Origin of the sequence: Methylobacterium oryzisoli, from assembly GCF_046557895.1 — a bacterium.
Lineage (GTDB): Bacteria > Pseudomonadota > Alphaproteobacteria > Rhizobiales > Beijerinckiaceae > Methylobacterium > Methylobacterium oryzisoli.
The window spans coordinates 11,159-24,153 of record NZ_JBKIBX010000063.1 but is presented as its reverse complement, the minus strand read 5'-3'; the positions used below and the strand labels follow the sequence as shown (position 1 = coordinate 24,153).

Below are 12,995 nucleotides of genomic sequence, written 5' to 3'. Positions count from 1 at the left end.
GCGTATAGGCCGCCGGCTCCGGGCTGTCAACACGCAATCGGCGCCGCCGCAGCGGCGGCTCACCGGAGCGGCCCGGGCCAGGTCGAAACCGGACTTCGGCCGCTCGTCCGCGGTGTTCGGGAAGATCCGCGAGCACCGAGGCGCCGCCGCCGACAGACCTGATATGGTGAGGCTCATCGCGGATTCAAGCAGCGGGATCGCGATCGACTGATGCGGCACCGTTCTCCGCTCCGGCTGATCATGGCATGGTGGTCCGGGCGGGCGTGCCGGCCATCGGGTCCCGCGGCGGCGTGATCGCCCGACCGGCCTCGTCGCGGGACCAGTTGCCCCGCCACCGCGACCGCCAGTCACAGGATGTATCGCCGCATGCCTTGACCGCCGGCGGGCGCGGCTTTCTCTTGTCGAAGGCTCTGGATGACCAGTCCGCAATCGGGTTCCGCGGTCCTCCGGACGTATAACAACCGGCTCGCAGGCCGGAGATCAGATTTGCAGGGGAGGAGCACATGGGCGATCTCACGCGGCGGGCGTGGCTCGGCGGCCTGTCTGCGGCAGGATTCCTGGCCGCGACGGAGGGGGGGCGCCCCGCGATGGGGCCGAACGACCGGTTCGACCTCGTGGTCAAGGGCGGCGAGGTCGTCGACCCGAGCCAGTCGCTCCGGGCCAAGCGCGACATCGGCATCCGCTTCGGGATCATCGAGGCCGTCGAAGCCGAGATTCCCGCCGCGCGGGCGCAGCGCGTGCTCGACGCGTCGGGCAAGCTCGTCCTGCCCGGCCTCATCGATCTCCACGCGCACACCTACCCGTACGGCTCGGCCATCGGCATTCCGGCGGACGAGACCGTGCCGTTCGCCGGCGTGACCACCGTGGTCTCAGCCGGGGACGCGGGCGCCAACAACCTCGCGGCCCTGCGCCGGCACATCGCCGCGCAGACGCGCACGCGCATGTTCGCCTTCGTGCACATCGCCAACAACGGCCTGTCGGGTTTCCCGGTGGCGGAACTCTACAACATCGACCACGCGCAGGTGGAGGCGTGCGCGCGGGCGGTGGCCGAGAACCCGGACTTCGTGCTCGGCGTGAAGGTGCGCCTGTCGGAGAACGTCGTCTTCAAGCACGGCGCCGAGCCGCTGAGGCGCGCCATCCAGGCCTGCGAGCTGTCCGGGCGGCCCGCCAAGGTCATGGCCCATATCGGCGGGGTCGAGACGCCCGACCTGATGAGCCGGATCCTCGACCTGCTGCGGCCCGGCGACATCCTCACCCACTGTTACTCCGGAGCGCCGAACATCGCCGGCCAGTTCACCAACATCGTCCAGGACGGCAAGCTGCTCCCGGCCGCACTGGAGGCGAAGCGGCGCGGCGTGATCTTCGATATCGGACACGGCGGCGGCAGCTTCGACTTCACGGTCGCGGAGGCGGCGATCGCGCAAGGCGCGCCCCCCGACACGATCTCCTCGGACCTGCACGTGGTCTCGGGCAACACGCCGGGCCTGCCCTTCCTGCCGTGGGTGATGAGCAAGTTCCTGCCGCTCGGCTTCAGCCTGGAGCAGGTCGTGGCGATGGCAACCTCCGCCCCGGCCCGAGTGATCGACCGCGGCGCGACGCTCGGCACGCTGCAGGTCGGCGCGCCGGGCGACGTCTCGGTGATGGAACTGGTGGAAGGACCGGTCAGCTTCGTCGACACCCGCAGCAACACCCGCAGCGGCACCGCCTTCCTCAAGCCGGTGCAGACGGTGAACACCGGGGTGGTGTTCGGCCGGCCGTTCCAGGCGCCCTTCGCCGTGCGGTAGGGAATCGGCCGCGGCTGCCCCTCATCCGGGCCGGTTCGGCGCGGGGCGGCCTGCGGGCCGCCCTCTGGCCGGCGATACAAACCTTCGTATGATCGCCTAGAAACAAGGTATGCCGGGGCCTAAACCGCGACGATACTGTCGTGTGGCAGGCCGTTGTTTAATATCCGCCCATCGGTACGGGATGCTCGATCAGCAACGGGAGCGACTCCGATGGTCCAAGTCACGGTCAACGGCCGCACGCACGCGGTGGATGTCGAGCCCGATACACCCCTGCTCTGGGTCCTGCGCGACACGCTCGGCCTCACCGGCACCAAGTACGGCTGCGGCATCGCCCAGTGCGGCGCCTGCACGGTGCTCATCGACGGCGAGGCCACCCGCTCCTGCCAGGTGCCGGTGGAGAGCGTCGGCGCGGCCCGGATCACCACGATCGAGGCGGTCGAGCAGGATCCGGTCGGCCGCAAGGTCGTGGAGGCCTGGATCGGCCTGCAGGTGCCGCAATGCGGCTACTGCCAGTCCGGCCAGGTCATGGCCGCCACCGCCCTCCTCCGGCAGACCCCGAAGCCCACGGACGAGGACATCGCCGCCGCGATGACCAACCTGTGCCGCTGCGGCACCTACAACCGCATCGCCGAGGCGGTGCGCCACGCCGCCGCCTGAGGAGGCCCGCATGACCCCGCGCGTCGCGCTCAAGCCCGCCGTCCCGGTCCTCGCCTCCGACGGCGTGACGAATCTCTCCCGCCGCCGCTTCCTCGGCACCGCCGCGGGCGCGCTCGTCGTCGGCATCGCCCTTCCCGCCGGCCGCGCCAGGGCCGTGGAGGCGGCCGTGAAACCCGGCACGCGCGTCCCGGCCTTCCTGGAGATCCGGCCCGACGGTACCGTGCGCCTGCTCAGCCCCTTCGTCGAGGGCGGCCAGGGCATCGCCACCGGCATGGCCCAGATCGTCGGCGAGGAACTCGACGTCGACCCGGCCCGCTTCGTGGTCGAGTGCGCGCCGCCCGGCCCCGACTACGCGGTCGTCAACGGCCTGCGCATGACGGGCGGCAGCTTTTCCACCCGCTCCAGCTACGCGCTGATGCGCCAGCTCGGCGCCACCGCCCGCGACATGCTGATCCGCGCCGCCGCCGCCCGGCTGGGGGTGGGCGAGAGCGCGCTGACCACCCGCGACGGCACCGTGGTGCACGCCGCCTCCGGGCGCAGCCTGCCCTACGGCGACCTCGCCGCCGAGGCCCTGGCGCTCGCGCCGCGCGAGGGTGTGGCGCTGCGCGACCCGAAGGACTTTCGCTACATCCGCCACCCGGTGCCGCGCCTCGACATGCGCGACAAGGCGACCGGCCGGGCGGTCTACGCCATCGACCAGACGGTCGAGGGCATGCTCTACGCGGCGGTCCGCCACGCGCCGCGGCCCGGCACCGAGCCGGAGGGGATCGACAACGAGGCGGACGCCCGGGCGATGCCGGGCGTGCAGGGCGTCCACCGCCTGCCGGGCGCCGTCGCGGTCACGGCGGACAGCTGGTGGCGCGCCCGCAAGGCCGTCGAGGCGCTCGCGGTGCGCTGGACCCGCCCGCAGACCGCCGGTGCCGATGCGCTGGCGGCCGATTTCTCGTCGGAGGGCATGCGCGCGGCGCTGGCCGCCGAGACCGGCGAGGGGCACGTGGCCGAGGCCGAGGGAGACGCGACCGCCGCCTTCGCGCGGGCCGCCACGGTGATCGAGGCCGAGTACCACGCGCCCTACCTCGCCCACGCGCAGCTCGAACCGCCCTCGGCGATCGCCCGCTTCAACCCGGACGGCACCCTGGACGTCTGGACGCCGAACCAGATGCCGGAGCTGTTCCAAAACCTCTCGGCGGAGGTCGCGGGCCTCAGCCCGGACAAGGTGCGCCTCCACTCGCCGATGCTCGGCGGCTTCTTCGGCCGCCACTTCGCCTACGGGTCGTCCAACCCCTACCCGCAGGCGATCCGCCTCGCGAAGGCCACCGGCCGACCCGTGAAGGTGCTGTGGTCGCGCGAGGAGGAATTCCTCGTCGATGCGCTCCGGCCGCTGAGCCACAGCCGCTTCCGCGCCGCCCTCGACGCGCGCGGGCAGCCGATCGCGATCGCCGTGCGCACCGTCGGCGAGGGGCCGATCGGCCGCTGGTTCGGCGCGCTGTTCAAGGACCCGGTCGATTCCTCGGCGGTCGAAGGCATCGTGGGCAAGCCCTACGCGATCCCGAACCGCCGCATGACCTTCGTGAAGCGGGCGCACCCGGTGACCATCGCCTTCTGGCGCTCGGTCGGGCACTCGATGAACGACTTCTTCTACGAGAGCTTCCTCGACGAGATGGCGCAGGCGGGCGGGCAGGATCCCTTCGCGCTGCGCATGACGCTCCTGAAAGAAAGCCCGCGCCACAGGCGGCTGCTCGAGGAGGTCGCCGATCTCTCGGGGGGCTGGCGGCGCGGCCTCTACGCCGCCGAGGGCGGCCAGCGGGCGCGGGGCGTGGCGATGGCCTCGCCGTTCGGGTCCGAGACCGCGACGATCGCGGAAGTCTCGGTCGAGGGCGGCGAGGCGCGGGTGCACAACCTCTGGATCGCGTTCGACCCCGGCAGCGTCGTGAACCCGGCGATCGTGAAGGCCCAGGTGGAATCCGCCGCCGCGCTCGGCCTGTCCGCGGCGCTCGTCGAGCAGATGGTCTACCGCGACGGCCAGCGGCAGGCGCAGAACTTCGACGCCTACCCGATCCTGCGCCGCGAGCACATGCCGGCGGTGCACGTGCGCATCGTGGAGAGCGGCGCACCGATGGGCGGGGTGGGCGAGCCCGGCCTGCCCGGGGTGCCGCCCGCCGTGGCGAACGCCGTCGCGGCCCTCACCGGGCAGCGCATCCACAGCCTCCCCCTTGCCAACGCCAAGCTGTCGGGCGTCTGAGCGCCCCGATCAGGAGACCTCCCCATGGCTGAGACCACCCCCGGCACCGCCCTCGTCACCGGCGCCTCATCGGGCATCGGCGCCACCTACGCGGCCCATCTTGCCCGCCGCGGCCACGACCTGATCCTGGTCGCCCGCGACCGGGCGCGGCTCGACGCCTCGGCCGCCCGGCTGCAGGCCGAGACCGGCGTGCGGGTCGCGGTGCTGCCCGCCGACCTCACCGCCCCGGCCGACCTCGAGACGGTCGCCGGACGGCTCGCCGCCGACGGCGCCATCCGGCTCGTCGTCAACGCGGCCGGGTTCGGCCCGCTCGGCCCCGTGCTGGGCGGCGCCCAGGCACTCTACGACGACATGGTCGCGCTCAACGTCACGGCGCTGCAGCGCCTGACGCTCGCCGCCGCGGAGGTTTTCGCGGCCCGGGGCGGCGGCACGATCGTCAACGTCGGCTCGGTGGTGTCGCTGGCGCCGGAGCGCTTCAACGCCGGCTACGTGGCGACCAAGGCCTTCGTGCTGGCCCTGACCCAGGCCCTGGCCAGCGAGGTGGGGCCGCGCGGCGTGCGCCTTCAGGCGGTGCTGCCGGGCATCACCCGCACCGAGTTCTTCGCGCGGGCCGGTTCGGACCTCGCGGCGATCCCGCCTGGGATGGTGATGGAGGCGGACGACCTCGTGGCGGCGGCGCTGGCCGGGCTCGACGCGGGCGAACTCGTGACGATCCCGTCGCTGCCGGACATCGCCGACTGGCAGGCCTACGAGGCCGCGCGCCAGCGGCTCGGCCCGAACCTGTCGCTCAGCGTTCCGGCGGCCCGCTACGCGGTCCCGCCCGCCGCCGCGGTGGCGTGAGGCCGCCGGGACCGGCGCCGCCTCACGCGCGACAGGCGGCGCCGATCCCGCCCACTCTTGCCTCCCACCCTTGCCTCCCACCCTTGCCGCCCGCCTCACGGGCGCGCGGTTCACCCCACGGTGCGCGACCTCACGAGAGACCGCCATGTCCCGTCCCTCCTCCCTTCCGGTGGTTCCGGCCTCGTTCTTCGGCATGGTGCTGGGCCTCGTGGGGCTCGGCACCGCGTGGCGGAATGCCGCGCAGCTCTGGGGCGCCCCGGCCTTCATCGGCGAGAGCGTGATGCTGCTCGGGGTGGTCGTCTGGGCCGTCGTGCTGGTGCTCTACGTCGCCAAGTGGTTCGTCGCCCGGGGAAGCGCGCTCGACGAGGCGCGCCACGCCGTGCAGTGCTGCTTCATCGGGCTGGCCGGCGTCGCCACGCTGCTGGTGGCGCTCGCCGTCCTTCCATACGCGCGCCCGCTCGCCTTCGGGCTCTTCGGCCTCGGCGCCCTGTTCACGCTCGGCTTCGCGGTCTGGCGCACCGGCGGGCTGTGGCACGGGGACCGCGAGGTGGCCGCGGCCACGCCCGTCCTCTACCTGCCCACCGTCGCGGGCGGCTTCGTCACCGCCACGGCGGCCTCCGCCTTCGGCCTGCGCGACGTGGCGCAGCTCGCCTTCGGGGCGGCCCTGCTCTCGTGGCTCGCGATCGAGTCGGTGCTGCTGCACCGCTTCTACACCGCCCCGCGCATGAGTGCCGCCCTGCGCCCGACGCTCGGCATCCAGCTCGCCCCGCCGGCGGTGGGCGGCGTGGCGTGGCTGAGCCTCGGCGGGGATCCGGGCGGCGTGGTGGCGCTGGGGCTGCTCGGCTACGCGCTGCTGCAGGCCCTGGTGCTGCTGCGGCTCCTGCCCTTCATCCGCGAGCACGGGGTCTCGGCGGGCTACTGGGCCTTCTCGTTCGGCGCGACCGCCCTGGCCACCCTGTCGCTGCGGGTCGCGGCGAGCGGCGCGGCCCCCACCGTCGCCGCGCTCGCGCCGCTCGTGTTCGTGGCCGCGAACCTGCTGATCCTCGGCCTCGTCGTCGGGACGCTGCGCCTGCTGCTCACGGGCAAACTCATCACCCCCGCCGCGCCGGTCCCGCAGCCGGCCCCGGGCCTCCTCGAGCGGGCGCACTGATCCGGCTCGCGGGAGCCCTTCCCGTCGCGGCAGGGCGCCGCGCAGCCTGAGGTGAAGAACCTCCGTAACAACCCGCCTCGCGAATGTGAGCCGAGACGTATCGAGCGTCCCCGTCCGATGGTGCGTGGCCGATCACGCCCCGGTGACGACGCGGGGTGCGGCTGACGAAGCCTTGCTCGTCCGCGCGTTCCGCCGGGACGGGCGTGAGCGAGGGTGAGACTGGCCACACGGGCCGCCGCGAGAACAGCGGAGCGACGACGAGGCTCGCGGCGGTCGCGTCGATGCAGAAGTCGTCGAAATCGGCCGCGCTGCCGATCAGGCTCGCCAGAAGCTCGCGCGCGGTGGTCTGGCCCCGGGCCGGATTCGCCGGGTGGGCCGTGACCGCGCCGCGCCCCCCTTGGGTCCCGTGACCGTCCCCGCCCTCGTCCGGCCCGCGTGCCGGCTGCCGCCGCTCGGCCGATTGTCCGGCCGGACGCCGCGTGTTAGTCGATCGAGCAGATACTGGCATGTGCCACTATCGGGACGTGGCGGATCCGACCGCCATCGTGAGGCATGGCTGATGGCAACGGCAGCGGAAGACCGTCGGTCGTTGGGCGCGACCCGCGACCCGGCCGAGGACGACCGTCCCCTGGTGCTGATCGTCGAGGACGACGAGGGCGTGCGCGAGGCGCTGCGGAGTCTCCTCGCTTCGGTCGGCATCGAGGCCCTGACCTTCGCCAGCACCGCGGCGCTGCTCGCCGCCGCTCTCCCGGACCGGCCGGGCTGCCTCGTCCTCGACGTCCGTCTGCCCGGCCTGAGCGGCCTCGACCTGCAGTCCAGGCTCACCGCGATGGGCAACCGGATGCCGGTGATCTTCATGACCGGCTACGGCGACGTGCCGATGAGCGTGCGGGCCATGAAGGCCGGCGCGCTCGACTTCCTGACCAAGCCCTTCAACGACCAGGACATGCTGGACGCGGTGGCCGCCGCGATCGCGCGCGACGAGGCCCGCCGCCGGGAGGGGAGCGCCGTCGAGGAGGTGGCGCGGCTCGCCGCCACGCTCACCCCGCGCGAGACGGAGGTGATGGGGGCGGTGGTGCAGGGCCTGCTCAACAAGCAGATCGCCTACGGCCTCGGCCTCTCGGAAATCACGGTGAAGATCCACCGCGGCAATGTCATGCGCAAGATGAAGGCCGCCTCCGTCGCCGACCTCGTTCGCAAGGCGGACGTGCTGAAAGCTTCCGCGGACCGCTGACCGGCGCCACGCGACGGTTCGGCGGACGACCTCATCCGCTGCCTGGAAGACTCCGTCGCCCAGTGAGGCAGGGCCTCCGCGCGGGGATGGCCCCCGCGCGGACCGTGACCGCGCCCCGTCTCAGGCCCAGCCCTCCAGTACGATCTTGCCCTTGGCGCGCCCGCTCTCGATGAGTGCGTGGGCGCGCCGGAGCGTGGCGGCCGAGATCGCCCCGAAGCTCTCCGCGGCGGTCGTCCTCAGGGTGCCGGCATCCACCAGCCGGGCGACCTCGGTCAGCAGCCGCCCCTGCTCGGCGATGTCGGCCGTACCGAACATCGAGCGCGTGAACATGAACTCCCAGTGGACCGACACGCTCTTGCGCTTGAAGGGCTGGATGTCGAGCGCGGCCGGATCGTCGATCAGCGCGAAGCGCCCCTGGGGGGCGATCAGCGCGGCGATCTCGGCCACGTGCTGGTCCGTGTTGGTGGTGGCGAAGACGAAGGCCGGGGCGCCGAGCCCGAGCGCCGCGACCTCCGCGGCCAGCGGCTGGCGGTGGTCGATGACGTGATGGGCGCCGAGATCGCGGCTCCAGGCCGCCGTCTCGGGCCGCGAGGCGGTCGTGATGACGGAGAGATCGGTGAGCTGACGGACGAGCTGGGTCGCGATGGAGCCGACTCCGCCGGCGCCGCCGATGATCAGCACGGCCTTCGCCGCGCCGGGCACGGGCTTGCGGATGTCGAGCCGGTCGAACAGCGCCTCCCAGGCGGTGATGGCGGTGAGCGGCAGGGCCGCCGCCTCGGCGACCGAGAGGGAAGCGGGCTTGCGGCCGACGATCCGTTCGTCGACGAGGTGATACTCCGCGTTCGTCCCCGGACGGTCGAGCGCCCCGGCGTAGAAGACGGCGTCGCTTGGCCGAAAAAGGCTCGCCTCGGCCCCCACCGCCTCGACGATGCCGGCCGCGTCGTAGCCCAGGATGCGCGGCTCTCCCTCGGCCGGATCCGCCCGACGGCGGACCTTGGTGTCGACGGGGTTCACCGAGATCGCCTGCACCCGGACGAGCAGGTCGCGCGGGCCGGGCACGGGCCTGGGAACCTCGAGGTCGAGGAGCGCCCGATCGTCCTCGATCGGCAGGGGCTGGCGAAAGCCGACGGCGCGCATGGTCTTGGTCATCGACGGGTCCTGTCTGCGTGAGGATGGTCCGCGGCTGCGGCGGGAGAGGCCTTCGCCGCCCCGTCCAACACCGAACCAGCATGCGGCCCGTCGCTCGATCAGGGAAGCGGATAGTTCTGATCGCTACGATCTGATTTTCTGCTTGATTCCGGAAGGGGCTTCCGGTCTGATCTTGCCCGGCTTCCACCTGCGCGCCGGCGGATGAGGACGCGGCAAGGCTCGGCCGTGGGGTGTGCAGGTCCGGCCGCAGCCGGCAGAAACGCGACGACATCATGCGCTACCCCGACCTCGAACTCGATCTCCTGCGCGCCTTCGTGGCGGTCGCCGAGACCGGCAGCTTCACGGCCGCCGCGGAGGTGGTGCACCGCTCGCAATCGGCGGTGAGCCAGAAGGTGCTGCGGCTCGAAGAGATTCTCGGCCGGCGCGTCTTCGCGCGCACCAGCCGCACGCTGGGCCTCACGCCGGACGGCGAGCGCCTGCTGGTGGCCGCGCGCCGGATGCTGGAGTTCAACGACGCGCTCCTGCGCGAGTGGCGCGAGCCGCCCGCCAGCGGTACCCTGCGGCTCGGCGTGTCGGAGGACTTCATCCCCGGCCAGCTGCCGAAGCTGCTGGCGCGGTTCGGCCGGCTCTATCCGGGCGTGCACATCGAGTTGATGACGGGCCTGAGTTGCACGCTGATCGAGGCCTACGAGGTGAACCGGCTGGACGCCGTGATCGCCAAGCGCAGCGAGGGCGGGCCGCGCGGCCGGGTGATCTGGCGCGAGCCGCTGGTCTGGCTCGCGGCCGCCGACTACGAGCCCGACTTCACGAAGCCGGCCCGCCTGGTGATGCTGGCCGCGCCCTGCAGCTACCGCGACGCGATGATCGCGGCGCTCGATTCGGTGCGGCGGGAATGGGTGGCGGCCTGCACGGCGTCGAGCCTGATGGGCGTGCAGGCGGCGGTGGCGGGCGGCCTCGGCGTGACGCTGCTCGGGCGCTCCTTCGTGCAGGAGGGCATGCAGATCCTGCGCGCGCCGGAGCTGTGGCCGGCCCTGCCGACCACCGAGGTGACCGTGATGGGCGAGGACCGTGCCCCCGACCTCGTCCTGCCGCTGATCACCTTCCTGACCGAGAGCCTCGCCGGGAACGACGCCCTCGCGCTCGCGGCCTGAGGCACGCACGCGCCTCACGCGGCGCCCGGCCTGCGCCGAGCGGGATGCCTCGTCACGGCGCGACGCGATCGCTCCCCGGCCGGCCCTCGCCGGGCTGCTGCTGCACCCAGTCGAGGAGCAGCACGTAGCCGGTGGCCAGCAGCACCGGACCGATGAACAGGCCGAGCAGGCCGTCGGCGATCAACCCGCCGATGACGCCGACCAGGATGATCGGCATCGGCACCTTCATGCCGCGCCCGAACAGGAGCGGCTTGAGGATGTTGTCGATCAGGCCGGCGCCGACCGTCCAGATCAGGAACAGGACCGCGACCTGCGTCGCTTGCGTGGCGAACACGTAGGCGATGACCGGGAGCGTCAGCAGGATGACCGGGACCTGCATGATGCAGAAGAAAAGCGCCGCCAGGGTCAGAAGACCGGCGGCCGGCAGACCGACGGCGAAGAAGCCGGCCCCGAGGAGCAGGGACTGGCTCACCGCCACGCCGACCACGCCCAGCGCCACGCCGCGGATCGTCTCGACGGACAAGGCCGCCAGCCGGGCGCCGCGCCCCTCGCTTCCCGTCATCCGCGTCAAGGCGCGCCGGGTGAACGCGGCGGCCTGGTCGCCATAGGCCGCGAGCGCGGCGGCGATCGCGAAGGACAGGACGAAGGACAGCTCGCCGGCGGCCACGCCGCGGGCGACCGACAGAAGCCAGGCCGCAGGCCTTCTCAGCATTGGACCATAGGTGGTGAGAGCGGCCGCCGCGTTGGTTGCGACCAGCGCCCAGGCCTCCGACAGCCTCTGACCGACCAGCGGCACCTCGGCGAGCCGCGGCGGTGGCGGCGGCACGGTCAAGGTCCGGCTCCGCAGGTCCGCGAGGAAGGCGTAGAGGGACGATCCCACTGACGTCACGACCAGGATCGTGACGACCAGCATGACGGCGACGCCGACCACGCCGATCAGCAGGGCGGACCCGCGGTCACCGAGCCGTCCGGCCACGCGCCGATGCAGCGGATGGAGCATCACGGCCAGGATCACCGACCACGTCAGGATCTCGAAGAGCGGCGAAAGAATCCGGCCGCAGGCGTAGATCAGCGTGGCCACCAATCCGATCTGAAGCGCCGCATCGAGCGAGGTGGCCGGCTGGGCCAGGCGGTCAGGGTCGGGCGGATCCGGGTTCATGCTCGTCCGCCACCCCGGCCGCGGGCGGGTGCCGATGCGCCGCATCGGCGCCGATCGGCCTCCCGCGGAGACGCGCCCCCGCCGGGGCGTGCGCGCCACGCCAACCGGCGGGCGGCTGACGCAGGACGGTGTCCGGATCGGGAGCCAGCCACGGTCGGCCTCTCGTCGCCGCGGGCCACACCGCGGCAGGGGCATCCTAGGCCGCCGGCGACGTGTGTCGTTGCGCAAGCGCAAGTCCCGGTGCGGATGCCCCGCGTTCCATCGCCTGCCGAGGGCCGTCCGACCGGCTTCGGCCGCCGCCGCGCACGCCCAATGGACGAACGGCGGCGCGAGCGCCAGGATGAGCCCTCGACGACCCCGCCGGGCAGCGCCGGCGGGTCGGGCTCTTCGGCGATGATCGGCCCCGCCCTTCGCGCGCGCCACATGGGCCGGACTTGCGAAACGTTCAGGAGGGCCTGGCCGTGTCCGCGACTTCGAACACCTACGACGTCATCGTCCTCGGCGTCGGCGGAATGGGATCGGCGGCCTGCTGGCACCTCGCCCGGCGGGGCGTGCGCGTGCTGGGGCTGGAGCGCTTCGACATCCCGCATGCCATGGGCTCGTCGCACGGCTTCAACCGCATCATCCGGCTCGCCTACTTCGAGGACCCCTCCTACGTGCCGCTGCTGCGCCGCGCCTACGAGAACTGGCGCGACCTCGAAGGGCGGTTCGGCGAGCAATTGCTCTTCATCACGGGCTCGATCGATGCGGGCCCGGCCGGGAGCCGCACGGTCGAGGGATCGCTGGCCGCCTGCCGCGCGCACGGTCTCGCGCACCGGGTGATGAGCGGAGCCGAGCTGAATCGGTTCGCGCCCGGCTACGCGCTGCCGGACGGGCACGTGGCGATCCTCCAGCCGGAGGGCGGCTTCGTGTCGGCCGAGCGGGCGATCGTCGCGCATGTCACCCTGGCGCAGGCGGCGGGCGCCGAGATCCGGGCCCGCGAGCCGGCGCTGGGCTGGGAGCCGGCCGGCGGCGGCGTGCGGGTCCGGACCGAGCGGGGCGTCTACGAGGCGGGCCGGCTGGTCGTGTCCGCGGGCTCGTGGATGGGCGACGTCGTGCCGGCCTTGCGCCCGGTCGCCGTGCCTGAGCGCCAGGTGCTCGGCTGGTTCCAGCCGCGCGAGCCGGCCCTGTTCGCGCCGGAGCGCTTCCCGGTCTTCAACATGGAGGTCGAGGAGGGCAAGTTCTACGGCTTCCCGGTGTGGCACGTGCCGGGCTTCAAGATCGGCCGCTGGCATCACCTCGGCGAGAGCGGCCCCGTCGACGCGCTTCCGCGCGACTGCGATCTGCGGGACGAGGAGGCGGTCCGCTCCTGCGTCCGGCGCTACTTCCCGAAGGCCGACGGCCCGACCATGGCCCTGCGGAGCTGCTTCTTCACCAACACGCCCGACGAGCACTTCGTGATCGACACCCTGCCGGACCTGCCCCAGGTCGTCGTCGCCTCCCCGTGCTCGGGGCACGGCTACAAGTTCTGCAGCGTCGTCGGGGAAATCCTCGCGGATCTGGCCACGCAGGACCGCACGCGCTTCGACCTGTCGCTTCACTCCATCGGCCGTTTCGCACCCCAGGCCACAGGCGCGTGAGACCGACGGG

At 72.8% G+C, this 12,995-nt stretch carries 11 protein-coding genes; 9 read left to right on the top strand and 2 right to left on the bottom strand.

Annotated elements, in window-relative coordinates:
- From ACKUB9_RS31745 to ACKUB9_RS31715, 7 genes are all read left to right on the top strand, one after another.
- Positions 1–211 (top strand): hypothetical protein (locus tag ACKUB9_RS31745; RefSeq protein WP_410826005.1); only part of this gene is annotated, 211 nt, incomplete at its 5' end.
- Between the two features lie 292 nt (positions 212–503).
- Positions 504–1,784 carry an amidohydrolase gene (locus tag ACKUB9_RS31740; RefSeq protein ID WP_407530203.1) on the top strand — a complete coding sequence of 427 codons (1,281 nt, stop codon included), beginning with the start codon at positions 504–506 and terminating at the stop codon, positions 1,782–1,784.
- A 210-nt stretch (positions 1,785–1,994) separates the two neighbouring features.
- Positions 1,995–2,441: a (2Fe-2S)-binding protein gene (locus ACKUB9_RS31735; RefSeq protein WP_407530205.1), complete on the top strand. Its 447-nt coding sequence runs from the start codon at positions 1,995–1,997 to the stop codon at positions 2,439–2,441.
- Positions 2,442–2,451: 10 nt separating this feature from the next.
- Positions 2,452–4,683 (top strand): xanthine dehydrogenase family protein molybdopterin-binding subunit, encoded by a 2,232-nt coding sequence (locus ACKUB9_RS31730; protein WP_407530207.1) that lies wholly within the window; start codon positions 2,452–2,454, stop codon positions 4,681–4,683.
- 24 nt (positions 4,684–4,707) lie between these two features.
- A complete protein-coding gene (locus tag ACKUB9_RS31725) occupies positions 4,708–5,523 on the top strand; it encodes an SDR family NAD(P)-dependent oxidoreductase (protein WP_407530209.1) in 816 nt (271 codons plus the stop codon).
- A gap of 145 nt (positions 5,524–5,668) precedes the next feature.
- Positions 5,669–6,673, top strand: coding sequence for a dicarboxylate transporter/tellurite-resistance protein TehA (tehA, locus tag ACKUB9_RS31720; RefSeq protein ID WP_407530211.1), 1,005 nt, complete (start codon positions 5,669–5,671; stop codon positions 6,671–6,673).
- Between the two features lie 559 nt (positions 6,674–7,232).
- On the top strand, positions 7,233–7,907 hold the full coding sequence (locus ACKUB9_RS31715) for a response regulator transcription factor (protein ID WP_407530213.1): 675 nt from the start codon (positions 7,233–7,235) through the stop codon (positions 7,905–7,907).
- Between the two features lie 120 nt (positions 7,908–8,027).
- Here the strand turns inward: ACKUB9_RS31715 and ACKUB9_RS31710 are convergent, their stop codons facing one another.
- Complete coding sequence (locus ACKUB9_RS31710) at positions 8,028–9,044, bottom strand: zinc-binding alcohol dehydrogenase family protein (protein ID WP_407530235.1); 1,017 nt, start codon at positions 9,042–9,044, stop codon at positions 8,028–8,030.
- 284 nt (positions 9,045–9,328) lie between these two features.
- Between ACKUB9_RS31710 and ACKUB9_RS31705 the strand changes: the two genes are divergently transcribed.
- Positions 9,329–10,207, top strand: coding sequence for a LysR substrate-binding domain-containing protein (locus tag ACKUB9_RS31705; protein WP_407530214.1), 879 nt, complete (start codon positions 9,329–9,331; stop codon positions 10,205–10,207).
- A 52-nt stretch (positions 10,208–10,259) separates the two neighbouring features.
- Here the strand turns inward: ACKUB9_RS31705 and ACKUB9_RS31700 are convergent, their stop codons facing one another.
- On the bottom strand, positions 10,260–11,366 hold the full coding sequence (locus tag ACKUB9_RS31700) for an AI-2E family transporter (RefSeq protein ID WP_407530216.1): 1,107 nt from the start codon (positions 11,364–11,366) through the stop codon (positions 10,260–10,262).
- Between the two features lie 461 nt (positions 11,367–11,827).
- Between ACKUB9_RS31700 and solA the strand changes: the two genes are divergently transcribed.
- Positions 11,828–12,985 carry an N-methyl-L-tryptophan oxidase gene (gene solA / locus ACKUB9_RS31695; RefSeq protein WP_407530217.1) on the top strand — a complete coding sequence of 386 codons (1,158 nt, stop codon included), beginning with the start codon at positions 11,828–11,830 and terminating at the stop codon, positions 12,983–12,985.
- Positions 12,986–12,995: the final 10 nt, after the last annotated feature.

What these genes read in the sequence shown, in the direction of transcription:
- ACKUB9_RS31700 (WP_407530216.1), bottom strand. Translation starts at nt 11,366, where the DNA reads ATGAACCCGGATCCGCCCGACCCTGACCGCCTGGCCCAGCCGGCCACC.
- ACKUB9_RS31725 (WP_407530209.1), top strand. Translation starts at nt 4,708, where the DNA reads ATGGCTGAGACCACCCCCGGCACCGCCCTCGTCACCGGCGCCTCATCG.
- tehA (WP_407530211.1), top strand. Translation starts at nt 5,669, where the DNA reads ATGTCCCGTCCCTCCTCCCTTCCGGTGGTTCCGGCCTCGTTCTTCGGC.
- ACKUB9_RS31715 (WP_407530213.1), top strand. Translation starts at nt 7,233, where the DNA reads ATGGCAACGGCAGCGGAAGACCGTCGGTCGTTGGGCGCGACCCGCGAC.
- ACKUB9_RS31740 (WP_407530203.1), top strand. Translation starts at nt 504, where the DNA reads ATGGGCGATCTCACGCGGCGGGCGTGGCTCGGCGGCCTGTCTGCGGCA.
- ACKUB9_RS31730 (WP_407530207.1), top strand. Translation starts at nt 2,452, where the DNA reads ATGACCCCGCGCGTCGCGCTCAAGCCCGCCGTCCCGGTCCTCGCCTCC.
- ACKUB9_RS31735 (WP_407530205.1), top strand. Translation starts at nt 1,995, where the DNA reads ATGGTCCAAGTCACGGTCAACGGCCGCACGCACGCGGTGGATGTCGAG.
- ACKUB9_RS31705 (WP_407530214.1), top strand. Translation starts at nt 9,329, where the DNA reads ATGCGCTACCCCGACCTCGAACTCGATCTCCTGCGCGCCTTCGTGGCG.
- ACKUB9_RS31710 (WP_407530235.1), bottom strand. Translation starts at nt 9,044, where the DNA reads ATGCGCGCCGTCGGCTTTCGCCAGCCCCTGCCGATCGAGGACGATCGG.